The sequence below is a fragment of the Luteimonas wenzhouensis genome (assembly GCF_007859305.1).
GTDB lineage: Bacteria > Pseudomonadota > Gammaproteobacteria > Xanthomonadales > Xanthomonadaceae > Luteimonas > Luteimonas wenzhouensis.
The window spans coordinates 46479-72298 of sequence record NZ_VOHE01000003.1 but is presented as its reverse complement, the minus strand read 5'-3'; the positions used below and the strand labels follow the sequence as shown (position 1 = coordinate 72298).

Below are 25820 nucleotides of genomic sequence, written 5' to 3'. Positions count from 1 at the left end.
GTCCCCGTCACCAGTCGTCGCTCCGGAACGGCGAGGCGGGAAGCCCGCTGGCGCCGACCAGGTTGGCGTCCACCGGCGCGTCGCTCCAGGCGTAGCGCACGGCGACCGGCGCCGGCACCGCGTCGCTGCGCACGACGATGGCGTCACCCTCGATCACCGCGTCCGCCGGATGGAACACACGGTCGGCGCCGGCGAGACGGAAGCCCTGCAGCCGGCCGCCACCGCGCACCGCCAGCCCGTCGGCCTCGAACGCCAGGCGCGCGGCCCCGCCCTCGAAGGTCGCACCGGTGAACACCGGGCCCGAATGCACGACGTCTTCGCCGTAGGCCACCCGGCGCGCGGCCAGCGCCAGGCGGCGGCCGACATCCTGCTTGTTGCGCGGATGGATGTCGTCGACGTCGCCGATGTCGATCGCCACCGCCTGCCCGGTCGCCGGCAGCGACAGGGTTGCGGTCTGCGACTCGCGCAGCACTGCCCAGGGGCTGGTGTCGCCCTGGTCGCCGCCCGAGTGCCAGCTCGCCAGCTGCACCCACAGGAACGGCAGCTCCGGCGCATTCCACTGCGCGCGCCACTGCCGGATCATCGCCGGGAACTGTTCGCGGTAGCGCAGCGCCTGCTCCACGCTGCCGGCGTTGGACTCGCCCTGGTACCAGATCACGCCGCGCACCGGATATGGCTGCAGCGGGTGGATCATGGCGTTGTAGAGCAGGGTCGGGCGCTGGTGCTTGTCGTCGTCGAGCGTGAGCGCGGTGACCTCGGCCGGGCGGAACTTCCAGGTGCCGGCCAGCGGCCGGCGCGCACCGCCCTGCACCTGCAAGAACAGCTCGTCGTCCGGGCCGTGGATGCCGCCCCCACCACCGACGTCGACCACCCGCACCGCGATCTCGTTCAGTCCCTCGCGCAGCGCCGACGCCGGCACTTCGTACACGCGCGGCAGGTTGTACTGGATCGACGTCGCGCCGACCTCGACGCCGTTCACCCAGGTGGTGTCGCTGTCGTCGATCCGGCCGACGCCCAGGGTCACCCCGGCCCGCGCCTCTTCCGCGGACAGCGTGAAGCCGGTGCGGTACCAGGCCACGCCGTCCATGCCGTTCCAGCCTGCGCTTTCCCACAGTCCGGGCACGGGGATGTCGTCCCAGCCGGACGCGTCCAGCCCGGGCGCCTGCCAGCCGGCGTCGTCGGCCGGCAGCTCCCAGCGCGCCAGGTTCTGCCGCGCCTGCGCCAGCGCGCGCGCGTCGTCCTCGCGCAGCTGGCGCGCCATCGCCGCCAGGCCGTCGGCGTCGATGCCCTGGCTGGCGGCGTCCATCCAGGCCTCGATCGCGCTGCCGCTCCAGGAACTGTCGATGATGCCGATCGGCACGCCCTGCGAGGCGCGCAGTTCGCGCGCGAAGAAGTGCGCGACCGCCGAGAAGTTGCCCGCCACCTGCGGCGAGGACGCGATCCACTCCCCGCCCGCCAGCTGCCACTCGGGCTCGCCCGACCAGGCACGCCGGACCTTGAAATGGCGGATCAGCGGATCGGTCGCGCGCGCGATCTCCACCTCGGCGTCGGCCGATTCGGACAGCCGCCACTCCATGTTCGACTGGCCCGAGGCCAGCCACACGTCGCCGATCATCACGTCGCCAAGCTCGACCGGCGCCTTGCCGTCATCGACCCGCATCACCAGCGGTCCGCCCGCCGTGCGCGGCGCCAGTTCGACCCGCCAATGGCCGTCCGCACCGGCCCGGGTCTCCACGCGCTGGTCGCCGAGCGCGACCCGGACCTGGGCGCCGGGGTCGGCGCGGCCCCATACCGGGATCGGCTGGTCGCGCTGCAGCACCATCCCTTCGCCGAACACCCGCGGCAGTTCGACTGCGTGCGCGGCCGCCAGCGGCAGCAACAGCGCGAGGGCAGCGGCGCTGCGCGACCCCATCCCGCGCCGGGGCGACTGCCCGGGAGCGGATGCGCCGGCCGCCTGCTTGCGGTGCGCCGAATGGGTGGATGCCTTCTTCATCGAGGATCTCCGTGCCAGGGGTCCCTGCCGTCGGTCGGGCCAGGCGCGACCGGCCGGCGGGGATCGCCGGTCGCCTGCCGGATGATGCCGTCCGCCTTCCCCGCCGTCACCGATGCGGCACGATCCGGACCCGGGCGCGCCGCATCGCCGCCGCCACCGGAAACGCCCGGGGCCACGCCCCGGCGGGTCGCCAACGCAGGATAGGCAGCGGCGTCATGCCGGACCAATGAAGAAATCGTCGCCGGATATATCGGCGGGGAATGCTGCGACGCACGAAGCGGCGCGCCATGCGTTGCCACGGCGCAAAGTAGAAGGCCGCGCGGCGAACCGCGCGGCCTTCCCGGTCGCGGCCGGTTACCAGCTGGCGCGCAGCACCAGCGAGTAGCGGCGGTCGTTCTCGAACCACGCGCGGTTGTACAGCGTCTCGTCGATGAAGCCGTCCCGACGGTAGCCGCGCGGACCCATCAGCAGCTTGGTGATGCTGTTGGTGAGGTTGTTGGCCTGCAGGCCGATCTGGATGTTGTCGTTGATGTTGTAGAAGAACGAGCCGTCCAGCTGGCCGTAGTCGTCGTTCCACACCGGCTGGCGCATCGCCGGCATCACGTCGCTGGAGGTCAGCAGGTAGCGCGAACGCCAGTTGTAGGCCAGGCGGGTCGAGACCTTGCCCCGCTCGTAGATCGCGATCAGGTTGTAGCTGCGGCGCGACAGGCCTTCCAGCGGCAGGTCCAGCGGCACCTCGGTCGGCTGGCTGCCGTCGGGGATGCCGATGTCGACGTTGGTGCCGCCCGAGCTGTCGACGAAGGTGTAGTTGGCCTGGATGCCGAAGCCGGGCAGGAAGTTGAAGAACTGCGAGTATCCCACCTCGAAGCCGCGGATCTTGCCTTCGTCCAGGTTCCGCGTGCGGGTCATCGTGTACACGCGTCCGTCGATGAGCTCGTCGGCGACGGAGGTGGCGAAGTAGCCCTCCACGTCCTTGTAGAACAGCGTGGTGTAGACGTGGCCGTCCTGGGCGAAGTACCACTCCAGGGCGGTGTCGAACTGGTTCGCCCTCATCGGCTTGAGCGCGGGATTGCCGCCGCTGCCGTTGTAGGCCAGGTCGTCGGGACCGCACAGCTCGGTGCGCAGGCCGTCCCTGAGCGCCTGGGCGCAGCCGGCGGCGCTGGCGCCGAGGGTGATCCAGTTCTGCATCAGCCGGAACTCCGGCCGCGCGATCGCCTTGGACGCGCCGAAGCGCCACTGCAGGCCACCGTCGAAGCGCACCCTCAGGTTGAGGCTGGGCAGGATGTCGGTGTAGGAGCTGTTGACCTGGCTGGTGAAGGCCTGGCCGTAGAACATGTCCTCCAGCTCCGGGATCACCGACTCGACGAACTGGCCGCGCATGTCCGGCATCAGGCCGCCGCCCTGGGCCTTGACCGAGGTCTTGACCGCGCGCACGCCGACGTTGCCGTCCACCGGGAAGCGAAGCTCGTCGTTGCCGAAGTACAGCACGCCGTAGGCCGCCTGGGTGCGTTCGCGCTGCTGGTTGATCGCGTCCGGCGTGAAGGTGATCGGCGTCCACTGCGCGCCGGGGATCGTGGCCAGGGTGGCGTTGACCTGGGCGATGTCGACGAAGCTGTCCTGCGCGGTCCAGAACTGGGTCGGCAGGTTGGCCTTGCCGCGGAAGAAGTCGGTCAGCGTGTACAGCTGGCTCTGGGCCGGATAGAACTGGTCGATCCAGGCCACCGGCGGACGGTTCGGGTCCGGGTTCTCGATCCGGTTCCAGTCGTCGCTGATCGCACGCCAGTTCCAGGTCGTCCACTGGCTGGTGTACTCGCGGTCGGCGATGCGCGCGCCGAACCTCACCAGGCGCAACCAGTCGCTGTCGTTGAAGTTGTACTCGAAGTCCACGCGCCCGGCACGCTCGTGGCCGACGTTGTCGGCGATGTGGTCCATCGCCGAACGCCAGAAGTAGGTGTCCTGCTGCAGCGCGCGCTCCGGGTTGTCGAGGGTGACCGACGGGTACTTGCCCGACAGGTCGAGGAAGATGCCTTCGAGCAGGGTGGAGGTGTGGACCGCGAAGTCGACGTTGTCGCTGGTGGCCTTCACGTACTGGAAGTCCGCCCGCATCAGGAAGTTGTCGGAGAAGAAATGCTTGAAGCCCGCCGACCAGTCGGTGGTCTGCGAGTGCTGGACGTTGTAGCGGTTGCCGACGGCGAACTGGATGCCCGGGCCCTTGTACATCGACGGGGTCTCGTCGTCCGGGCTCCCGCGCCAGCCGCCGAGGCGGATGGCGCCGCGGATGAAGCGGCCGTTCTGGTCGTAGTCGAACGTCGTGCCCGGCATCGGGATGATGCGGTTGGTGCGGTCGGCCAGGCCGTCGCCGCCGTCCCACGACTGGTCGTAGTAGTTCGGGTCCCCGTTCCAGTTGGAGGTGTCGTTCGCCTCGCCGGCGCCGGTGTACTCCATGAAATGCTCGCGCCAGGCCAGGTCGTACTTGGCGGTGACCACCTGGGCGTAGATCTCGGTGTCGTCGCTCGGGCGCCACTGGAACGCGAGCGCGCCGCCCTTGCGCTTGCGGTCGAAGTCGGTGCGGCGCCAGTTCACGCCACCGGGCACGAACACGTGGTCGCGCCCGCTGCCCTCGAGCAGCAGGTCGCGCTGGCTGTCCGCGGACACCCAGGTCTCCTGCTCCCAGTCGTAGACCCAGCCCACGCCGTCGGGCAGGCCCTCGGGCTGCTCGGCCGGCGTGCGGCCGCGACGCGAGAACGGCTGGATCTGGATGCCGTCGGACTGGGTCGCCAGCTCCGAGTACGAGAGGTTGGCGAGGAAGCCCATCTCGCCGGCGCCGGTCTGCCAGCGGTCGCTGAACAGGAACGAGGCCGAGGGGCGGCCATCCTTCGCCTTGTCGCCGCGGTTGTAATCGACGCTGGCCGCGATCTTGCGGCCGGGCTCGTCGAACGGCATGCGGGTGCGCAGGTTGACGGTGCCGCCGAGGCCTCCTTCGATGATCTCGGCCGAGGGGTTCTTGTACACGTCCACGCCGGCCATCAGCTCGGACGGGACCTCCTCGAAGCTCAGCCCACGGCCGCCGTTCGCGCTGAACACGTCGCGCCCATTGAGCTCGCCGCGCACGAAGGTCAGGCCGCGGATCATCACGCCGGAGCCTTCCGCCGAGAAGTGGTCGGTATCGTCGCGCGCCGCGAAGCCGGTGACCGTGACGCCGGAGATGCGCTTGAGCGTCTCGGTGACGCTGCGGTCGGGCAGCGCGCCGATGTCCTCGGCGGTGACCGAGTCGATGATCTGGTTCGCCTCCTGCTTGATCTCCTGCGCACGCATGACGCTGCCGCGGATGCCGGTGACGATGACCGAGTCCAGTTCCACGGCCGGGTCGGAGCCCTGCGGGGCGTCGCCGCCCGCGGTCTGCGCGAGGGCCGGCCCGGAAAGAAGGGCGGCCACCCCCAGCGCCATGGCGCTGCGGCGGAACGTGCGCAGGGTGTCGATACCAGACGGGCGTGTTGCCTGCCGGCATGTGTGGTGTGCTCGCATGGATCTCCCTCCCGAGGATTGCGTGCGATCGTGGTCGAGTTGTGTGTGGCACGGATACCGGCCCGGCCCGGCGGCTACATCGGCCATCGGGTCCGGAACGCTGCGAACCGCTGCGCGAAAAAACGACGCCGCCGTGCCGGCGCCGCGCGCAGAAATACCGCTGGATGCGCCGGACGCCCCGGCTGTCCCCCTTCTCTCCCTGGTACGGCGACAGGCGCCGCGCGGCCCGATGTTAGCGCTAGCCTTTTCCGCCCGTCAAACCGCCGGCGAACAGGATTTTCCAAGGCGCGGCAAACACTTGCAGACGTTACGGTCGCCACGTCCGGGCCGGTGCGGCGAAAGTCCAGGGCCTGCCCCGCCACCCGGGAGGGCGGGCAGCGGGGCGCGCCGGCCCGGTCAGAAGCTCAGGCGCAAGGTCGCGGCGTAACGGCGGTCGTTCACGTACCAGGACGTCACCCGGCTGCCGGCGACCCCCTGCTGCATGATCGTGCGCTGCTCGGCGTTGTTCAGGTTGTTCATTTCGAGGCCGATCTGCACGTGGTCGGAGACGCGGTAGAAGATCGAGCCGTCGAGCTGGCCGAAGGCGTCGCTGTACACCGGCAGCTTCCACGCCACCCCGCCGTCCTCGCCGTTGTAGCCGTTCGCGCCCACCGACAGCAGGTACTGGCTGCGCCAGTTGTAGGCGAAGCGGACCTGCCACGGACCCTTCTCGTAGAACAGGGCCACGTTGTAGGCGTTCTTCGACAGGCCGTCCGCGGGCAGGTCGCCCAGGAGGGCGCCGTCGGTGTCGATCGGCAGCACCGACGGGTCGTCCGGGATCCGGGTCGAGCTGTCGATGTAGGTGTAATTGGCCGACATGCCGAGGCCATCGAACGGCGCGGGCAGGAAGTCGAAGAACTGGTTCCAGCCGACCTCGGCGCCCTGGATGCGCGCGCTGCCCACGTTCACCGGCCGGGTGACCAGGTACTGGTAGGTGTTGCCGTCGGCGCCACGATAGGGCTCGAGCAGGCTCTGGCGGCGGAAGTAGTCGCGCACGTCCTTGCGGAAGACGTTGATCCACGCCATGCCGCCGCGGTCCGGGGCGAAGTACCACTCCAGCGAGAGGTCGAACTGGTCGGCCTTCATCGGCGTGAGGTAGGGATTGCCGTAGGTGTCCGAGGACAGTTCGATGTCCTCGAGCGGGAGCGTGCTGCCGTCGTCGGGCACGGTCACGCCGTCGCGGGGCGCGACGGAGAGGATCTGGAAGGCCTGCAGCTCGTTGAACGACGGGCGCGCGATCGCCCGCGACGCGGCGAAGCGCACCACCACGTCCTGCAGCGGCTCCCACTTCACGTTCACGCTCGGCAGCACGTCGGTGTAGCTGTTGCTGGCGTGGACCGGGTCCGACTCGCCGTTGCCCAGGTACGGGGCGTAGGCCTCGGACGGATACACCAGGTAGCCGTCGGCGCTGTTCTCGGTGCGGACCACGCGCACGCCGACGTTGCCGGAGACCGGCGCCTGTTCGAATCCGAACTCGAGCATGGCGTAGGCGGCGTAGGTGCGCTCGCGCTGGACGTTGCCCCACTGCGGGTCGCTGGTGTCGCGCGGCGCGTAGGTGCCGGCGTAGCAGCACAGGTAGTACGGATCGGCCGCGGCGTGGATCGCCTGGTAGCTGCCGGGGAAGCCCAGCGCGGTGGCCAGGCGCGGGGCGAGGAAGGCGCCGGGGATGTTCGCGTCGCCGCGGTAGAAGTCCGGGAACGTGGCCAGGTTCACCAGGTCCAGGGTCGCGCCGGGGCCGAGGTCGAGGCCGGGCAGCGGCTGGTCGCCGGGCAGCGCCCACCACTGCATCCACGGCTGGATCACCGGCTGCCAGTCGTAGCCGGTGTCGATGTTGTCGGCGTCGCGGTCGGTGACGCGCACGCCGAACTTCACCGCCTCGATCGCGCCGCGCTCGAAGCTGTGGCGCAGGTCGGCGCGCCAGGCCACTTCCTCGGCCTCGTTGTCGTCGCGGTGGTCCATGGTGAACGCCCAGTAGTAGCTGGCCGGGTCGGCGACGAAGTCGCGGTCGACCCCGATCGCAGGCACGCCGCCGCCCAGGTCGACGTCGATCCACGGCACGTTCAGGCCCAGGGCCACGGTCGAATCCAGCGCGCGCGTGGTGGCCTTGATGAACTGCAGGTCGGTGGACAGTTCGGTGCGGTCGCTCATGCGCCACTTCGCGGAGAACGAATAGTCGCTGGTGCGCGAGCGCCGGTGCGAGGCGCGGATGTCGGTGCCCATCGGGATGTCGCCGTCGGCGCGCAGGCGCCCGGACACGAACACGCTGCCGTCCAGGCGGTAGGGCTGGCTGGCGTCGAGCGCGACCAGGCGCGGGTCGTTCTGGACGAAGATCGCGTCCTCGAACCACAGCTCGTTGTAGCGGCTCTGGAACGCGGTGGCCGACAGGTCCAGGCGCTCGTTCGGCCGCCACTGCAGCGCGACGTAGGCGCCCTGGCGCTCGCGCTCGTACTCGAGCGTGCGCCAGTCGGCGCCGCGCGGCAGCCAGACCGGGTCCGCGCCGCCGTCCCCGTCGAGGTCGCTGTTGGCGTTGTCGAAGAACGGCCGCACGAACAGGCCGTCGGTGCGCGTGGCCAGCTCGGAGTGGGCCACGTCCACCAGGATCCCGAACTCGCCGTGGTCGGTGTCCCAGCGGTTGCTGAAGAGCATCGAGGCCGAGGGCTTCACGCGCTCGGCGAAGTCACCGCGGTTGACGCTGAAGGACAGGCCGAAGCGGCTGCCGTCGAAGTCCAGCGGCATGAAGGTGCGCAGGTCCACCGTGCCGCCGAGGCCGCCCTCGATCATGTCCGCCTTCTGGTTCTTGTACACGTCCACGCCGGCCATCAGTTCCGACGGCACGTCCTGGAAGCTCAGCGCGCGCCCGCCCGAGGCCGAGAAGCTGTCGCGGCCGTTGAGCTCGGAGCGCACCTGGGTGAGGCCGCGCACGGCCACGCCGCTGCCCTCGGCGGAGAAGTGCTCCGGGTCGCCCACCGACAGGAAGCGGTCGATGGTCACGCCGGGGATCCGCGAGAGCGTTTCGGTCACGCTGCGGTCGGGCAGCGCGCCGATATCGAGCGCGGTGACCGAATCGACGAAGGTGTCGGCCTCGCGCTTGATGTCCTGGGCGCGGAAGACCGAACCGCGGATGCCGCTCACGACTACCTTGTCGAGTTCGACGGGATCCGCCGGCGCCCCGGCGTCCTGGGCCTGGGCGGTGGCGGCGAGCATGGCGGCGACGCCCAGCGCGAGGGCGCGGCGGCGCAGTCGGACGAACGGGTCGGTTGCGCCCTTCCCGGCATACGGGCGCTGGCGGAGCATTGGCATGGCGGTCCCTCCCACGGGCACATGACAGGCGGTGCACAGCGCAATGGCCCGCGTGTCCCACCACGCGGGCACGGCTGCGTGTGACAGCGCTCGACAGCGCTGCCTGCGGCGAGACTAGGCACGCGTCCCCATGAGCGACCAATGATTTTTCGGGGTGCAGGTAGATGCTTCCGGAATAGCTTCCGGTTCGCCGGCCCCCGCTCAGGCGCCGGGCGGCCGCCCGCCGGCGTACAGGCGGCGGGCGGTCGCGCGCAGCGCCTCGAGCACCCGCTCCGCGCCGGGGGACAGCAGCTGGTCGCGGCGACGGATGATCCCGAAGTACTCCATGCGCACGCCCAGTTCGACCGGCAGCAGGCGCATTTGCCCGGTCTCCAGGTACGGCGCGACCGGCTGCGCCGGCAGCGCGGCGAGCAGGTCGCTGTGTCGCAGCAGGTGGACCATCACCGGCAGCGAGGCGGTTTCGACGATGTTCCGCGGCGGTTCGAGGCCGCGCTCGAGGAACACCGCATCCAGCCGGGTGCGCAACACGCTGCCCGGCGGAGGCATGATCCAGCCGTGGCGCGCCAGGTCGGCATGGTCGATCGAGGGGCGCTGCGCCAGCGGATGCCCGGCGCGCGCGATCACCGAGTGCGGCTCGTCGGCCAGCGGCTCGAAGGCCAGGTCCGACGCCCCCTCCGGGCCCATGATCCGACCGACCACGATGTCGAGCTGGCCATCGAGCAGGCGCGCGACCAGCGGCCGGCTGTAGTCCATCTCCACCCGGACCAGGATGTCGGGGAAGTCGCGCTTGACCGCGGCGATCGCCTGCGGCACCAGGGTAGTGCCCGGGTTGACCACGGTGCCGATCGCGGCCTGGCCCATGCGGCCGCTGCGCAGCGCGGCGATCTCGTCCTGCGCGCGGCCGATCTCCGACAGCGCCGAGCGCGCCCGCCGCACCAGCACCTGGCCGTACCAGGTCGGCTCGACGCCGCGCGCGTGGCGCTCGAACAGGGACACTCCCAGCAGCGACTCCATTTCCGCAAGCAGCTTGGAGGCGGCCGGCTGGGTCATGTGCGCGGCCTCGGCGGCGCGCAGCACCGAGCGCTGTTCGTACAGGTGCAGCAGCAGCGCCAGATGGCGCGTCTTCAGGCGCGTGAGGGCGGCCCAGGCGGTGGTCGGCTGCACGATGTGCTCCCCTCGGCGCTATGCGTCCGCGGAATAGGATACGGCCAAAATTTCATTTGTCGCACATGGTTCGTGACGCGAGGCTGTCGTGGTCGCGCCGGGGCACGGCGGCCGGGCCGGGCCGCCGCCGCGGACGCCGGATCCGGCGACACCGCAACGCGAAGGAGGAAGACACGATGGCGCGACCGTCCTGCAGCCACGTCGCCGACGACCTGGCCGCGGCCAGGGGTCCAACGCGCGCCGGCGGGCGCGTGCACGGCTGAAGGCGCGACGCATGGATCGGGCCCCGTCCCCGTTCGGCCTGCCCCTGGTCGCGATCCTGCGCGGCATCACGCCCGAGGCGGCGGTGGCGCACGTCGAGGCGCTGGTCGAGGCGGGCTACGACGCGATCGAGATCCCGACCAACTCGCCCGGCTGGGAGCGCAGCGTGGCGCTGGCGGCCGCGGCCTGCGGCGGCCGTGCCCGGATCGGCGCCGGCACCGTGCTCGAACCCGCCCAGATCGACGTCCTGCTGGCCGCCGGTGGCGCATTCGCGGTCACCCCGGATGCGCGGCCGGACGTGATCGCACACGCGGCCGCGCGCGGGCTGCCGCTGATGGCCGGCTTCGCCACCCCGACCGAGGCCTTCGCCGCGCTCGCCGCCGGCGCGCCGATGCTCAAGCTGTTCCCGGCCTCGACCTTCGGGCCGGGCATGGTGCAGGCGCTGCGCGCGGTGCTGCCTCCGGTGCCGCTGTTCGCGGTCGGCGGCGTCACCCCGGGGAACCTGCCCGTCTGGCGGGCGGCCGGATGCCAGGGCGCCGGCATCGGCGGCGAGCTGTACCGCGCCGGGCAGCCGGTCGAGCGCACCCGCACGCAGGCGCGGCGCTTCCGCCAGGCATGGATGGACCACCACCGATGAACACTCCGCGCCAGCCACGTGCCTGCCGCCGGATTTCGTATGCTGGAACGCGAAGCTGCAGGCGCATGGCACCGGCATCCGCGACCACGCGCACGCCGGCCTGCCGGGCAGGGATCGACCGGGGACGACTTGCGCTGCGACGCGGGCCGCCTTGGGACGCGCCAGGGCCGCGACGGGGGTCGAAGATCGACGTGGAACGGCTCGAACGGCCGGCCACCGTGCCGGCGCAAGCCGCTGTGTCGCCACGCCGACGCGTGGCCGGATGGTGATGCGATGGGAGGTGTAATGGGTGCAGTGAACGTGGCCACGGCGGAGCTTGCGGTCGACAGCCGCTGCCGGCTTGGCGAGGGCATCGTCTGGGACGAGCGGCGCGGCTGCCTGTACTGGACCGACATCCTGTCGGCGCGGCTGTGGATGCACGTGCCCGGCAGCGGACAGCTCCACCACTGGGACCTGCCCGAGCCGCTGGGCTGCCTGGCGCTGTGCGAGGACGGCCGGCTGCTGCTGGCGCTGGCCAAGTCGATACGGCTGGCCGCGGCGCCGATGCCGGGCGCGAGCCTGGCACTGGAGACGCTGTGCGCGCTCGAGCCCGAACAGGGCGCCTCCACCCGCAGCAACGACGGCCGCTGTGACCGCCACGGCAACTTCGTGTTCGGCACCAAGGACGAGACCGGCGCGGATCCGCCGCTGGGCCGGTTCTACCAGTTCTCGGCGGCGCACGGCCTGCGCCCGCTGCCGCTGCCGCCGGCCGCGGTGCCCAACTCGATCTGTTTCTCGCCCGACGGCGCCACCATGTACTGGTGCGATACCGCGCATCCGCGGATCCTGTGCGGCGACTACGATCCGGCGCGCGCCACGCTCGGCAACGTGCGCGTGTTCGCCGAGACCCGTGACGGGCGGGCCCCGGACGGGTCCACCGTCGACGCCGCCGGCGGACTGTGGAACGCGCACTGGGACGGCGGTTGCGTGGTCCGCCACGCGCCCGACGGCGCGGTCGACCGGGTGGTCGCGATCCCGCACGGACGGCCCACCTGCTGCGCGATCGGAGGCGCGGCGTTCGACACGCTCTACGTGACCACCGCGCGCGAGGACCTCGACGCGACCACCCTGGCGGCGATGCCGGCCGCGGGGGGCGTGTTCGCGCTGGCGCTGCCGGCGGGCAGCGGCGCGCCCGAACCGAGGTTCCGGCCCGCGTGATCGCGGTCGACTGGGGCGGCACCCACCTGCGCCTGTACCGCCTGGACGCGGCCGGCGCGATCGTCGAGCGCCGGCGCAGCGACCAGGGCGCGCACGCCAGCCACGGACGCCACGCCGAAGTGCTGTCCGCGCTGCTTGCCGGCTGGGACGATCCGGACCTCGTGCTGTGCGGCATGATCGGCGGACGCGGCGGCTGGCAGGAGGTGCCGTATCTCGACTGTCCCGCCGGGCTGGACGCGATCGCCGCGCACCTGCAGCGCTTCGCGCCGCCCGGCTTCGAGGGCCGCCGGCTGTGGTTGGTGCCGGGCCTGCGCGACGGCTCCGGCGCGGTGCCGGACCTGATGCGCGGCGAGGAAAGCCAGCTCGCGGCGCTGCTCGAACGGCTCCCGCCCGGCCGCCACCGCGCCTGCCTGCCCGGGACCCACAGCAAGTGGGTGACCATCCGCGACGGCCGCATCGACCGCATCCACACCGCCATGACCGGCGAGCTGTACGGCCTGCTGCGCCGGCACAGCCTGGTCGGCGCGCTGATGCCGGGCGACGACGAGGGATTCGACGGCGCCGCGTTCGACGCAGGCCTGGCCCGCAGCGCCGAGGCCAGCGGCCTGCTCCACCACCTGTTCGGCGTGCGCGCCGCCGGACTGGCCGGCCGCTATGGCGACGGGCTGCCCTCGTACCTGTCCGGCCTGCTGCTCGGCCACGAACTGCGCGGCGGCCTCGCCTTCGACGGCGCCTGCCCGGGACCGGTGCACCTGGTGGGCAGCGAGCGGCTGCTCGCGGCGTACGCGCGCGCGCTCGCCGCGCTCGGGGTCCAGGTGCAGCGGCATCCGGAGGACCTGGCCGCGCACGGCCTGCACGCCCTGTGGACGCGCCGCGCCAACCCGGCACGCGGCGCCTCGCCCGCCGCCGCCGGCTGACGCCATGGCGCACGGCCCGGCCTTGCCGCACGGGACCGCGCCGCCGCCGGCACGCCGGCGGGCGGACGCGAGCGGCTACATCCCGGCGTAGTTGGGCCCCCCACCGCCCTGTGGCGCCACCCAGACGATGTTCTGGGTCGGGTCCTTGATGTCGCAGGTCTTGCAGTGCACGCAGTTGGCGAAGTTGATCTGCAGGCGCACGTCCTCGCCCTCGCCCACGAATTCGTACACGGCGGCCGGGCAGTAGCGCGCCTCGGGACCGGCGTACTGCTTGAGGTTCACCTCGACCGGCACCGAGGCGTCCTTCAGCGTGAGGTGGCTGGGCTGGTCCTCGTCGTGGATCGTGCTCGACAGGAACACCGAGCTCAGGCGATCGAAGGTGAGCACGCCGTCCGGCTTCGGATACGCGATGCGCTGGTGGCGCGAGGCCGGCTCCAGGCAGGCGTGGTCGGGCCTGTCCCGGTGCAGCGTCCACGGCGGATTGCGGATGCCGAGCCTGGGCAGCAGCCACTGCTCGATGCCGGTCATCAGCGTGGCCAGGCCACGTCCCTTCTTGAACCACTGCTTGAAGTTCTTCGACTGGCGCAGCTCGGCGTGCAGCCAGCTCGATTCGAACGCCTGCGGGTACTCGACCAGCTCGTCGCGCGCCCGGCCCGCACCGATCGCCGCGAACGCGGCCTCCGCCGCGAGCATGCCGGTCTTGATCGCGGCGTGGCTGCCCTTGATCCGGCTGGCGTTGAGGAAGCCCGCCTCGCAGCCGACCATCGCGCCGCCCGGGAACACCAGCTTCGGCAGCGACAGCAGTCCGCCGGCGGTGATCGCGCGCGCGCCGTAGCCGATGCGCTTGCCACCCTCCAGGTGCCTGCGGATCGCCGGATGGGTCTTCCAGCGCTGGAATTCCTCGAACGGACTCAGGTACGGGTTGGCGTAGTCGAGCCCGACCACGAAGCCGACCGCGATCTTCCCGTCCTCGGCGTGGTACAGGAACGAACCGCCATAGGTATTTGCGTCCAGCGGCCAGCCGGCGGTGTGCACCACCAGACCCGGCTGGTGCCTGCCGGGATCGGCCTGCCACAGCTCCTTGATGCCGATGCCGTAGCTCTGCGGGTCGCGGCCTTCGTCCAGGCGGTACTTCGCGATCAGCTGGCGGCCCAGGTGGCCGCGCGCGCCCTCGGCGAAGATCGTGTACTTCGCCAGCAGTTCCATGCCCAGCTGGAACTCCGGCGTGGGCTCGCCATCCTTGCCCAGGCCCATATTGCCGGTAGCCACGCCACGCACCGCGCCGGCGTCGTCGTACAGCACCTCGGCCGCGGCGAAGCCCGGGAAGATCTCCACCCCCAGCGCCTCGGCCTGCTGCGCCAGCCAGCGCGTGACCGCGCCGAGCGAGACGATGTAGTTGCCGTGGTTGCGGAAGCAGTCGGGCAGGAAGAACCCGGGCGTCGCCTTCGCCTTGCCCTCGTCCAGGAACAGGAACTCGTCGCGCGTGACCGGTTGCTTGAGCGGCGCGCCGCGCGATTCCCAGTCCGGGAACAGCTCGGCCAGCGCGCGCGGATCCATGATCGCGCCCGAGAGGATGTGCGCGCCCGGCTCGGACCCCTTCTCCAGCACGCAGACCGAGACGTCGCGCCCGGCCTGCGCGGCCAGCTGCTTGAGGCGGATCGCGGTGGCCAGCCCCGCCGGGCCGGCGCCCACCACGACCACGTCGTACTCCATGGACTCGCGGGGACCGTACTTGCTCAACAGTTCTTCTGGGGTCATGGGCGGCGCTGCTCGCGGACGGCACGTGAGAGGACGGATCCCGCACGGCCGGTGGCCGCGCGCGGCCCGTCATCCTAACGTACGCTGGCGCATCCTTCGACGCGGCGTGCATTGCCGACCGCCGGGCATGCGCGGAGAATCCTGCGATGGACATCTTCAAGAGCTTCACCATCGAGGCCGCGCACTGGCTGCCGAACGTGCCGCCGGGCCACAAGTGCGGGCGCCTGCACGGGCACTCGTTCCGGATCGAACTGCAGGTGAGCGGCGAACCGGGCGCCGAAACCGGCTGGGTGATGGACTTCGCCGACATCAAGGCCGCGTTCCGACCGCTGTACGAGCAGCTCGACCACCACTGCCTCAACGAGGTGCCGGGGCTGGAGAACCCGACCAGCGAGCGTCTGGCCGTCTGGATCTGGGACCGGTTGCGCCCGGCCCTGCCCGCGCTCAGCGCAGTCGTGGTCCACGAAACCTGCACTTCTGGCTGCCGGTATACTGGACCATCACCGTAACGTATTGATTTCATTGACCTCCAGAACGGAAGGGCGGAAAGCGGCCAGCTCTTGTTGCAATGCAGCAAGAACGGGGTTATGGTGCACCGCACAAACCGGCAAAGTCCGTGCCGCCCGATCGCAGGAGATCACCATGAACTACCAGTACAACGAGCAGTTCGCCGCCGCGACCCGGCAGTTCGCCGACGCCGCCGCCCGCATCAACCACCTCGCCCTCGAGAACGCCCAGAAGGTCTTCGGCCTGCAGCTGGCGGCGCTCGAGGAAAATGCCGAGGCCACGTTCTCGTTCCTCGGCCAGGCGGCCGACGTGCGTGACCTGGACGGCCTGAAGACGCTGTTCCCGAAGGGCGTGCAGATCGCCCGCGAGAACGTCGAACGCGTCATCAGCGTCGGCCAGGAAGTGCTCGGCGCGACCGTGAAGACCAACGAGGCGATCGCCGAGCTGGCCCGCACCCAGATCGAGTCCGCGACGGCCAAGGCCCAGGACCAGGCCCAGGGCGCCGTGGCCGCGGCCACCAAGGCGTCCAAGCGCCGCTGATCGATCCCCCAGACGCCGGCGACGTCCCCCTCCCAGCGTCGCCGACGCACGGCCCGGCAGCCCAGGCTGCCGGGCTTTTTTGTGTCCGCAGCATGCGGGTATGCTTGGGCCACCGCACGCACCGGAACACGCCATGGATGGAGTGAAGGAGGCGATCGCGCGCGCGCCGCGCACGGGCTTGGGCATCGCCCGCCCATGGCTGGTCGCACTGCTGACCTGCCTGCTGCTGCCGCTCCCGGGCTGCGGCTTCGACCTGTCCGCATCGCAGCCCCGCTCGCGATATCAGGCTTCGCTCGAACGCGCCTTCCCCGATCCCCGCGCCCAGGCCCTGGCCATCGCCGCCGAACGCGGCGATGCCGCCGAAATCCGGCGCCTGATGCAGGACGAGGGCGTGGATCCGGACGTCATCTTCGGCGGCCAGAGCGGCGGCATGCCGCTGCTCGCCTGGCCGATCTACAGCGGCAGTCCCGAAGGCCTGCGCGCCATGCTGGAGGCGGGCGCCGATCCGAATGCGAGGAAGCCGTATCCCGTGCGCAGGGGCAGCAGCCCCCAGTACTACGGCAACGCCATGGTCTGGGCTGCGGAGCAGGACGATCCGGTCTACCTCGGGATCCTGCTCGACTACGGCGGCGACCCCGACACGCGCAACGCCAATGGCGAAGCGCTGTTGTTCCATGCCTTCATCAAGCAGAACAAATGGCGCAACGTGCAGCTGCTGGTGGAGAGGGGTGCCGATGTGAACGCCGACGTGTCGTTGGGACGCACGATCACGGAGGTCTACGCCTCCAGGGGCGGCTTCAAGATGGTCCACTGGCTGCTCGAGCATGGCGCGGAGCCTGGCCGCGAATTCGTGCACGGTGAACCGGTGCAGAAGAGTGACTCGCGAACCATCAACTCCATTTTCTGGCATCCAGGGAATCCGGAAGATCCTTCCTGGCAGCGTGTGTGCCAGCAGTGGCTGGCTGACCAGGAGTTCGAACGCCCACCGATGCCGGATCACTACAGGAAGATGCGGGCACGTTTGGGATTCCCGGATGACGAATCCGAAATTCATATCCTGTAGTTCCGATCAATGAGGGTAGAGATTCCATGGATGGAAGGAAAGAGCAGCTGGCGCTGATTGAGCAGCTCAGAGCGATCGACGATCCATCGGCGCGCGTAGCAGCGGACGAGCTGCAGGACATCTACCACGCTCGCGAGATGGCCGCGCTGTCCGCGGACGTCTACGATGCCGCTCGCGGCGAGGGCGATCCGCCCAACGGCTGGTTGCGTGCCAGCGAGAATCTCGACCTGCTCCGCGAACTGATCGGCGACACAACGTCGACGGATGAACAACTGCTGGCAAGACTCCAGCCAAGCGACTCCGGTTTCCGGGCGGAGATCTACATCCCCGACCCGAATGTGCTCGGACCCGGCTTCAAACCGACTCTGGCGTTCAAGGGCTCGGCAGGAGAAGTCCTTGGCACCGACGGCGCCCGACGTCATACGGCGTCTGAAGATTTCCTTGGGAACAACTTTCCTCAATCCGTTGGGCTGCAGACGAACTACTACGATCAGGCAATGGACCTCGCGGTTCTGTTGAGGGAACGCGGTCTCGACTTCGACATCACCGGCCACAGCCTCGGTGGCGGGCTCGCAGCCGCGGCATCGGCGGTTACCGGCATGCGCACCGTGACGCTCAATGCGGCCGGCCTGCATCCCGAGACCGTCGCCCGTTTCGCACGCGAGAACGATGGCCTTCGGATCTACGACACCGCACGCACCGTCACCGCCTGGCACGTCAAGGGCGACGTGCTCAACGACGGCATCCAGGGCGACCTGGCCAGCCTCGATCCCGCCTCGCGGCGGCGACTGGCCGGGATCCTCGCCGACACCGCGACAATGCTGCGCAAAGTCCCCGAAGCGCGCGGGCGGCTCGAGCACGCGCTGTCGAAGGCGTCCCCGGGTCCTCGCATCCCGCGATCCACGCCTTCGTGGACCGGCTGGCGCGCGGCGACGGCGCCGCGCTGCTGGGCGAGTTGCCACAGGCGGCCGGCCGACGCATGCCGCCACTGGTTGCGATGTCCGCCCAGGGCCAGTCGCTGGTGGCGCGCGAGGAAGCCGCGTCGATCGCGGACCTGCATCGCCTCGCCGGGCCGATGTTGAGCGTGCTCGCCGCGACCGCGCGCTCTGCCGAGGCCGGACGCCGCATGGGGGCACTGGTCGAGGCCGGCGGCGACCTGGCGCGCGGCGGACTGGAATGGACCGGCGCCGTCACGTCCCGGACCTGGGCCCAGGCCGGCGACTTTGCCGGCCTGGGCTATCGCGTCACCGGCATCACGATCGACCACGGTGTGCGCACCGGCGGCGAACTCGCCGCCCAGTGGCGCGAACTGCGCGCGAACGCCGAGGCCGTCGCGCTGCGCGCGGGCGGGGCGCTGGAAGCGCGCGTCAATGCGGCCGGCGCGGGCGGCGCGCGGGGCATCCACTGGGTGGCCGGAGGACTGCCGGGCGGGATCGGTCGCTACGTGCACGAGCGCGCCGGCGAGCTGTCCGCATCGCTCGATGCGCGCGCCAGCCGGGCCAGGACCGGAGCCGGCGCCGCGGCGGCGGACGCGCTGGAACGCGGGCGCGCCGACGCCGGACGCTACCGGCTGATCGCGGGCGCCGTCGGCGCGGCACTGGCCGAAGATCTCGACCGCCAGGGCGCCTCGGTCCGCCGGGGCATGCAGCGCGCTGGCGAGGCCGTGGGCGGCGTGCTGCAAGACTCGGGCGCGCGCATCGACGCCACCACGCAGCGCGCGCCCGGCGCCGGCGCGGGGCTGGGCGCGACCACCGGCTTCCTCGTCGGCAGCATCGCCACGCACGCCCCGAACCATCCTGCCGGCGCCGCGGGAGTACGCGGCACGATCGGCCTGGCGCGCAACGCCGGCCCCGCCTTGCAGGAAGGCCTCGAACGCCACGGCATGGCCACCGCGGTGATCCCGAGCCTCGATGCCGAGATCGCACGCCGGGAACGTGCCGCGCGTGAACTGCTCGACCGCCACCTGCAGGCCGGACCCGCTGCGGCGACGGACTCGCCGCTGCAGTCCGTGCTGCGTGGCGAATCGGGACAGGCGTTGGCGCGGTTCCTCGAAGCAATCCGCGACGGCGACGGCGCGAAGATCAGTGCCAGCGCCGCGGCACTGCTCGAGACCCCGCCGGCGCGGCTGTGGATGCAGTCCGGACAGGCGCAGCTGGACGCGCGCGATGCGCAGTCCACGTCCGCGCGGGACGACGTTGAGGCGCGCCAGGCGGCGGAGGCGGTGCTGGCACGCTGACTGCGCCCGGAACGCCGCGGCGCAGCAGACGTCGGACCTGCACCGGGGCAGCCGGGCATCGCGGCGACGGTCAGACCGCCGGGCGAGGCCCGCCCGGCGTCAGGCACTTCAGTGCGCGTCCGGCGGCGCGTGGCCCACCTGGCGCCCCGGCGCCGGTTCGTCCATGGGGTCGCCCAGCATCCGCCGCACGGCCACGAAGAACACCGGAATCAGCAGCAGGCCGAGGAAGGTGGCGAACAGCATGCCGCCGATCACGCCGGTGCCGATCGCGTGGCGCGCGTTGGCGCCGGCGCCGGTCGACAGTGCCATCGGGGTCACGCCCATGATGAACGCCAGCGAGGTCATCAGGATCGGGCGCAGACGCAGGCGCGCGGCCTCGATCGTGGCCTCGCGCAGGGTCCTGCCCGCGGCGCGCTCGAGCACCGCGAACTCCACGATCAGGATCGCGTTCTTCGCCGCCAGGCCGATCACGGTGACCAGGCCGATCTTGAAGAAGATGTCGTTCGACAGCCCACGCAGCATGGTGAACACCACCGCGCCGAGGATGCCCAGCGGCACCACCAGCAGTACCGAGACCGGGATCGACCAGCTCTCGTACAGCGCCGCCAGGCACAGGAACACCACCAGCACCGACAGCACCAGCAGCAGCGTCGCGGTGTTGCCGGCGATGATTTCCTGGTACGACAGGCCGGTCCAATCGAAGCCGATGCCCGCGGGCAGCTCGTTGACGACGATGTCCTCCATCGCCGCCATCGCCTCGCCCGAACTGCGACCGGGCGCCGGCGAGCCATTGATGTTGATCGCCGCGTAACCGTTGTAGCGGGTCAGCGACGGGGTATTCATCATCCACTCCGACGCGACCACGTTGCTGAGCGGGATCATCGCCGGGTTGCCGTCTTCGCCGCGCTGCATGGCCGACGGGCTGTAGAAGTGCGCGAACGATTCCGGCCCGGTGCGGTAGGGCGCGTCGGCGCGCATGACCACGCGCTTGATGCGGCCGTTGGAGAAGTAGTCGTTGACGTACACCGGCGCCAGCATCAGCTGGATCGCGTTGTACACGTCGCCCACCGACAGCCCCATCGCGTGCGCCTGCGCGCGGTCGACCTCGAGCTGCAGCTGCGGCGAGTCGGCCAGCGTGTTCGGACGCACCCCGGTGAGCACGTCGCTGCGCTGCGCCGCGGCGCCAAGCAGCGTGTCGCGTGCCTGGCCCAGCACCTCGCGGCCGACGCCCGCGCGGTCCTGCAGGTACATGTCGAAGCCGCCGAACTGGCCCAGGCCCTGGATCGTGGGCAGGTTGACCACGAAGATCGAGGCGTCGCGGATACCGTACAGCGCGGCGTTGGCCTGCTGGATGAACTCGGGCACGGTGATGTCGCGCTCGTCCCAGTGCTTGAGCCGCACGAACGCCATGCCCACGTTCTCGCCCTGGCCGACGAAGCTGAAGCCGGCGATCTGCATCATGCCTTCGTAGCCGTCCAGGCCCTCCAGCGTGGCGCGCACGTCCTCGAACACGGCCTGGGTGCGCTGCAGGGTCGCGCCCGGCGGCAGCTGCACGATGACCATCGCGTAGCCCTGGTCCTCCTCGGGCACGAAGCTGCCGGGCAGGCGCGTGAACAGCACCCCGCACAGCACCACCAGCACCGCGAACACCACCATCCAGCGCGGCGCGTGCGAGATCGCGCTGCCGATGTGGCCGACGTAGGTGCGGCTCACGCGCTCGTACAGGCGGTTGAAGCCGCGCACGAAGCGGTTCTCCCTCTTCTCGCCGGGCGCCGCGTGCTGCTTGAGGAAGGTCGCGCACAGGGCCGGGGTGAAGCCCAGCGCCAGGAACGCCGAGAACGCCATCGCCATGGCGATGGTGATCGCGAACTGCTTGTAGATCTCGCCCGAGGCGCCGCCCTGCAGCGCGCTGGGGATGAACACCGCGGCCAGCACCACGGTGATCGCCACCACCGCGCCGGTGATCTGGCCCATCGCCTTCTCCGTGGCCTCCAGCGGAGGCAGGTGCTCCTCGGACATGATCCGCTCGACGTTCTCGATCACCACGATCGCGTCGTCGACCACGATGCCGATCGCCAGCACCATCGCGAACATGGTCAGCTGGTTGACGGTGAAGCCGATCAGGTTCAGGCCCAGGAAGGTGCCCAGCAGGGCCACCGGGATGACCAGGGTCGGGATGATCGTGGCGCGCAGGTTCTGCAGGAACAGCAGCATCACCAGGAACACCAGCACCACCGCCTCGGCCAGCGTCTTGACCACCTCCTTGATCGCGATCCGCACGAAGGTGGTGGAGTCGAACGGCGAGTACCACTCCACGCCGGGCGGGAACGTGGCCTGCAGTTCGTCCATGCGCGCGGTGACCGCCTCGGCCACCGCCAGCGCGTTGGCGCCGGGCTGCAGCATCACCGCCACCGCGCCGGTGGGCTGGCCGTTGAACTTGGCGTCGAAGCCGTAGCCCTGCGCGCCCACCTCGACCCGGGCCACGTCGCCCAGGCGCACGATCGCGCCGTCCGGGTCGGCGCGCAGGATGATGTCGCGGAACTCCTCGGGGGTGCTGAAGCGGCCCTCGGCCGCCACCGTGGCGGTGAACCCCTGGCCCGCCGGCGCCGGGTCCGAGCCGATCGAACCGGCGGCGAACTGCGCGTTCTGCGCCCGCACCGCCTGCAGCACCTGGGTGGCCGACAGCCCGTAGCCCTGCAGCTTGACCGGGTCGAGCCAGATGTTCATGGCGTACTCGGAGCCGAAGTGCTGGGTGTTGCCGACCCCGGGCACGCGCGCCAGCGGCTCGAGGATGCGCGAGGCGATCAGGTCGTTGAGCGCGTTGCGGTCCATCGACGGATCGCTCGAGCGCAGCCCGACCACCATCAGGAAGCCGCTGTTGGCCTTGGCCACCACCACGCCCTGCTGCACCACCTCCGAAGGCAGGCGCGGCGTGGCCAGCGAGACCTTGTTCTGCACCTGGACCTGGGCGATGTCTGGGTCGGTGCCGGTCTCGAAGGTCAGGGTGATCGACACCCGGCCGGACGAACTGGAGGTCGAGCTGAAGTACAGCAGGTTGTCGATGCCGGTGAGCTGCTGTTCGATGACCTGGGTGACCGCCTGCTCGGCGGTGCGCGCATCCGCGCCCGGGTAGGTCGCGCCGACGGTCACCTGCGGCGGCGCCACGTTCGGATACGACTCCACGCCCATGTTCAGCAGCGAGATCACGCCGCTGAGCGAGATCAGGATCGCGATGACCCAGGCGAAGACCGGGTGGTGGATGAAGAAACGTGGCATGGGGGCTCAGTCCCGTCCGGGCGCTTCGTCGCCGCCTTCGGCAGGGGCGTCGTCGCCCTCGGGCGCCGGCGCCGGCGCGCCGGGGGCCTGGCCCTGCGGCGTCCACGGCACCGGCGTGGCCGGGCCGCCGATCGTGGCCTTCTGCAGCCCGGAGACGATCACCTGCTCGCCATCCTCCAGGCCCGAGGACACGATCCAGTTGCCGCCCTCGGCACGCTCGAGCGCCACGTCGCGGCGCGCGACCTGGCCCTCCGCGCCCACGACCAGCACGTAGGCGCCGCGCGCGTCGCGCTGCACCGCCGCCTGCGGGATGGCGAACACGCCGCGCAGCTGGCCGAGCCTGGCACGCAGGCTGACATAGGTGCCGGGCAGCAGCCGGCGCTCGGGGTTGGGAACCACCGCGCGCAGCGAGATCGCGCCGGTGGCGGGGTCGACCACGTCGCCGGAGAAGTCCAGCGTGCCCGCGTGCGGGTGCGGGCTGCCGTCGGGCAGCACCACGTCCACGCTGGCGACGGCCTCCGGCGCGGCGGCCCGCGCCTGGCGAATGCGGTCGACTTCGCCCACGCCCAGCGAGAAGTTCGCGTACAGCGGATCGATCTGGTCGACCGTGGTGAGCAGGGTGGCCTCGCCCTGGCCGACCAGGGCGCCCTCGGTGACACGCTGGCGGCCGGCGCGACCGGCGATCGGCGAGCGTACGGTCGCGTAGCCCAGGTTGATGCGCGCGCTCTCCACCGCCGCGCGCGCCGCCTCGACCGCGGCCGCGGCGCTGCGTTCGGCGGCCAGGGCGTTGTCGAGATCGGCGGCGGAGACGTAGTTCTGCGGCGCCAGCCGGCGCGCGCGCTCGGCGTTGGCACGGGCGTTGGCATGGTTGGCTTCGGCCTGCGCGAGCGCGGCGCGCGCGGTGCCCAGTGCGGCCTGCAGCGGCGCCGGATCGATGAGGAACAGCACCTGGCCCTCCTCGACGTCGCTGCCCTCGGTGTACACGCGCTGCTGTAGCACGCCGGGCACGCGCGCGCGCACGTCGGCGCTGCGGTAAGCGGACAGGCGTCCCCCCACCTCCAGGGTGAGGGGCAGGTCGACGGCCTCGGCCCTGATCACGCCGACTTCGGGCGGGGGAGGGGTCTGGGGGGCCGGTTCGCCACCGCAGGCGGCCAGCAGGAGCAGCAGTGGGACACAGGCAGGCAAACGGCGCATGGGCAATCCCTGTCTGGCGGACGCCGTGGGGCGCCGGCCGGGTGTAGTAATTACTGTACCGCGCAGTATATGAGAGGGAGGTCAGGCGCACCACTGCCACAAGTCAGTCCGCCACCCGGGGGCGCCACGCAGGTGAGACTGGATCATGGAATGAATCCGGTTCAAAATCCGCCTCCCCCGCCCCGGCCACCTTTCTTGAGCACCGCCACCCGCAAGCAACGCGAATTCGCACGCCGCGAGGACCGGTTCCTCGATTGTGCGCAGGCGCTGATCCAGCGCGACGGGCTGCTCAACCTGCAGATGTCGCGCATCGCCGACGAGTGCGAGTACGCGATCGGCACCCTGTACCGGCATTTCGCCAGCAAGGAGGACCTGCTGGTCGCGCTGGCCGCGCGCAACTGCCTGGGCCGGATGGAGTTGTTCGAACGCGCCGCGCGCTGGCAGGGCCCGACCCGCGAACGCATGGTGGCGCTGGCGCTGGCCGACCTGGTGGTGCTGCGCGAGCAGCCCGAGCATTTCCGCCTGGCGCAGTTCGTGTGGAGCGACGTGGTCTGGGGTGCGGCGTCGGCCGCGATCCGGCAGCGCGCGCTCGCGGCCTGGGAGCCGCTCGGCCGCCTGGTCGACGACATCGCCGCCCAGGCGCGGCGCGACGGCGACCTCCCCGGCTCGTTCGCGCTGCCCGATGCCGCCCTGACGATCGGCCCATGGACCCTGTGCCTGGGCATGCATACGCTTGCCCAGCAGCAGGGCCTGCTCGACCCGGTCCTTGGCGACCCGTACCGCCTGCTCTTCCAGCACCTGCACTACCTGCTCAACGGCTATGGCTGGCGCCCGCTGCTCGACCCCGGCGACGGGGCGGCGCTCGACCGCCTGAACGAACGCCTGTGCCGCGACGTGTTCGACGTTCCCTGTCCCTATCCCGTCCAACCCGACCGCTGATCCGTTCCCCCAACGCTTCCCCCAAGGCTCCCCCATGTCCACTGCTTCCAGAGAGCGCAAGCCCCGCTTCGCGCTGCGCATGACCCTGATGCTGATCGCGACGCTGCTGGTGTTCGGCGGCGTGTTCGCCGTGAAGGCGATCATCGGCAAGCAGATGAACGAGTTCTTCGACAACATGCCGCAACCGGCGGCCGCGGTCAGCGCGGCCACCGCCACCGTCGAGCGCTGGAGCGACGACGGCGAGGCGGTCGGCACCCTGGTGGCCGTCAACGGCACCGAGGTCACCACCGAGGCCGGCGGCGTGGTGCGCGCGATCGAGTTCGAGCCCGGGCAGCCGGTCAAGGCCGGCGCGGTCCTGGTGCGCCTGAACACCGACAACGAGGTGGCCACGCTCAAGGCGCTGGAGAGCACCGCGCGGCTGGCCGAGGTCCAGGCCGAGCGCTGGCAGCAGCTGGGCAAGGACCAGCTGGTCTCGCTGGACGAGGTGCAGCAGCGCGTCTCGGCGGCCGCCAACGCGCACGCGCAGGTCGAGGCGCAGCGCGCGCTGATCGCGCAGAAGACCATCCGCGCGCCGTTCTCCGGCGAGCTCGGCATCCGCCGGGTCAACCTCGGCCAATTCGTCTCGCCGGGCGACCCGATCGTAACCCTGCAGCAGCTCGACCCGATCCACCTCGACTTCGCCCTGCCCGAGCAGTACATGGACAAGCTGCGGCCGGGCACCAGGATCCGGGCCACGGTCGACGCCCTGCCCGGCCGCGAGTTCGAGGGCGAGGTCACCGCGATCGAGCCGCGGATCGACCCGTCCACGCGCAACTTCACCGCCCAGGCCACCCTGGCCAACCCCGAGCACCTGCTGCGCCCGGGCGCGTTCGCCAGGGTCCGGTTCTCGCTGGGCGGCGAACGCGAGGTGGTGGTGATCCCGCAGACCGCGGTCAGCTTCAACCCCTACGGCAACGCGGTGTTCGTCATCAGCGAGGTGCCGCGCAAGGAGGGCGAGACCGACATGCAGGGCAACCCGCTCACCGGCAACAAGCTGGTCGTCACCCAGCGCTTCGTCCGCACCGGGGCGACCCGCGGCGACCTGGTCGCGGTGGTCGAGGGACTCAAGCCCGGCGAGCAGGTGGCCACCAGCGGCCTGCTGAAGCTGCGCAACGAGGCCGAGGTCACCATCAACAACGAGATCCAGCCGGCCGCCGACCCGGAGCCGCAGACGCAGAACCGCTGACGTCGGTCCCGCGCCCCCACCCCGACCCTCCCCCGCGCGCGGGGGAGGG

Annotated in this window: 17 protein-coding genes; 10 read left to right on the top strand and 7 right to left on the bottom strand. The window is 71.1% G+C overall.

The genetic code is table 11. From position 1 onward, the window contains the following. Positions 1 to 7: 7 nt before the first annotated feature. From FQY79_RS06675 to FQY79_RS06660, 4 genes are all read right to left on the bottom strand, one after another. Positions 8 to 1912 carry a sialate O-acetylesterase gene (locus FQY79_RS06675; RefSeq protein ID WP_146312511.1) on the bottom strand — a complete coding sequence of 635 codons (1905 nt, stop codon included), beginning with the start codon at positions 1910 to 1912 and terminating at the stop codon, positions 8 to 10. Positions 1913 to 2347: 435 nt separating this feature from the next. After that, positions 2348 to 5518, bottom strand: a complete 3171-nt coding sequence (locus FQY79_RS06670; RefSeq protein WP_146312026.1) for a TonB-dependent receptor — start codon at positions 5516 to 5518, stop codon at positions 2348 to 2350. A 396-nt stretch (positions 5519 to 5914) separates the two neighbouring features. Next, complete coding sequence (locus tag FQY79_RS06665; protein WP_246123033.1) at positions 5915 to 8857, bottom strand: TonB-dependent receptor; 2943 nt, start codon at positions 8855 to 8857, stop codon at positions 5915 to 5917. Between the two features lie 201 nt (positions 8858 to 9058). Then, on the bottom strand, positions 9059 to 10021 hold the full coding sequence (locus tag FQY79_RS06660) for a LysR substrate-binding domain-containing protein (RefSeq protein ID WP_246123032.1): 963 nt from the start codon (positions 10019 to 10021) through the stop codon (positions 9059 to 9061). Positions 10022 to 10295: 274 nt separating this feature from the next. Between FQY79_RS06660 and FQY79_RS06655 the strand changes: the two genes are divergently transcribed. The 3 genes from FQY79_RS06655 (at position 10296) to FQY79_RS06645 (ending at position 13033) form a co-directional block, all read left to right on the top strand. Continuing rightward, complete coding sequence (locus tag FQY79_RS06655) at positions 10296 to 10919, top strand: 2-dehydro-3-deoxy-6-phosphogalactonate aldolase (protein ID WP_146312024.1); 624 nt, start codon at positions 10296 to 10298, stop codon at positions 10917 to 10919. Between the two features lie 285 nt (positions 10920 to 11204). Further along, positions 11205 to 12116 (top strand): SMP-30/gluconolactonase/LRE family protein, encoded by a 912-nt coding sequence (locus FQY79_RS06650; RefSeq protein ID WP_146312022.1) that lies wholly within the window; start codon positions 11205 to 11207, stop codon positions 12114 to 12116. Continuing rightward, positions 12113 to 13033 carry a 2-dehydro-3-deoxygalactonokinase gene (locus FQY79_RS06645; protein ID WP_146312020.1) on the top strand — a complete coding sequence of 307 codons (921 nt, stop codon included), beginning with the start codon at positions 12113 to 12115 and terminating at the stop codon, positions 13031 to 13033. The genes FQY79_RS06650 and FQY79_RS06645 overlap by 4 nt, the downstream gene beginning before the upstream one ends. A 75-nt stretch (positions 13034 to 13108) precedes the next feature. Here the strand turns inward: FQY79_RS06645 and FQY79_RS06640 are convergent, their stop codons facing one another. Then, complete coding sequence (locus tag FQY79_RS06640; RefSeq protein WP_146312018.1) at positions 13109 to 14791, bottom strand: electron transfer flavoprotein-ubiquinone oxidoreductase; 1683 nt, start codon at positions 14789 to 14791, stop codon at positions 13109 to 13111. 146 nt (positions 14792 to 14937) lie between these two features. Between FQY79_RS06640 and queD the strand changes: the two genes are divergently transcribed. The 5 genes from queD to FQY79_RS06615 all read left to right on the top strand — a co-directional run bounded on the left by queD (position 14938) and on the right by FQY79_RS06615 (position 19137). After that, the gene (gene queD, locus FQY79_RS06635) at positions 14938 to 15300 is read left to right on the top strand and encodes a 6-carboxytetrahydropterin synthase QueD (protein WP_146312016.1); all 363 of its coding nucleotides are present in this window, start codon (positions 14938 to 14940) and stop codon (positions 15298 to 15300) included. A gap of 133 nt (positions 15301 to 15433) precedes the next feature. Next, positions 15434 to 15838 (top strand): phasin family protein, encoded by a 405-nt coding sequence (locus FQY79_RS06630; protein ID WP_146312014.1) that lies wholly within the window; start codon positions 15434 to 15436, stop codon positions 15836 to 15838. A 133-nt stretch (positions 15839 to 15971) separates the two neighbouring features. Continuing rightward, the gene (locus FQY79_RS06625; protein ID WP_146312012.1) at positions 15972 to 16901 is read left to right on the top strand and encodes an ankyrin repeat domain-containing protein; all 930 of its coding nucleotides are present in this window, start codon (positions 15972 to 15974) and stop codon (positions 16899 to 16901) included. 26 nt (positions 16902 to 16927) lie between these two features. Then, on the top strand, positions 16928 to 17983 hold the full coding sequence (locus FQY79_RS06620; protein ID WP_146312010.1) for a Tle-like phospholipase domain-containing protein: 1056 nt from the start codon (positions 16928 to 16930) through the stop codon (positions 17981 to 17983). Then, positions 17899 to 19137 (top strand): hypothetical protein, encoded by a 1239-nt coding sequence (locus tag FQY79_RS06615; RefSeq protein WP_146312008.1) that lies wholly within the window; start codon positions 17899 to 17901, stop codon positions 19135 to 19137. The genes FQY79_RS06620 and FQY79_RS06615 overlap by 85 nt, the downstream gene beginning before the upstream one ends. Before the next feature lie 108 nt (positions 19138 to 19245). Here FQY79_RS06615 and FQY79_RS06610 read toward each other — a convergent pair whose 3' ends face one another. Together FQY79_RS06610 and FQY79_RS06605 are read right to left on the bottom strand one after the other, a co-directional pair. Further along, positions 19246 to 22413 (bottom strand): multidrug efflux RND transporter permease subunit, encoded by a 3168-nt coding sequence (locus FQY79_RS06610; RefSeq protein WP_146312006.1) that lies wholly within the window; start codon positions 22411 to 22413, stop codon positions 19246 to 19248. 6 nt (positions 22414 to 22419) lie between these two features. Further along, on the bottom strand, positions 22420 to 23607 hold the full coding sequence (locus tag FQY79_RS06605; RefSeq protein WP_146312004.1) for an efflux RND transporter periplasmic adaptor subunit: 1188 nt from the start codon (positions 23605 to 23607) through the stop codon (positions 22420 to 22422). A 195-nt stretch (positions 23608 to 23802) separates the two neighbouring features. Between FQY79_RS06605 and FQY79_RS06600 the strand changes: the two genes are divergently transcribed. Then, entirely contained in the window at positions 23803 to 24546 is a 744-nt protein-coding gene (locus FQY79_RS06600; RefSeq protein ID WP_186759829.1) for a TetR/AcrR family transcriptional regulator, read from the top strand. Positions 24547 to 24580: 34 nt separating this feature from the next. Continuing rightward, the gene (locus tag FQY79_RS06595; RefSeq protein ID WP_146312000.1) at positions 24581 to 25771 is read left to right on the top strand and encodes an efflux RND transporter periplasmic adaptor subunit; all 1191 of its coding nucleotides are present in this window, start codon (positions 24581 to 24583) and stop codon (positions 25769 to 25771) included. The last annotated feature ends 49 nt before the right edge of the window (positions 25772 to 25820 follow it).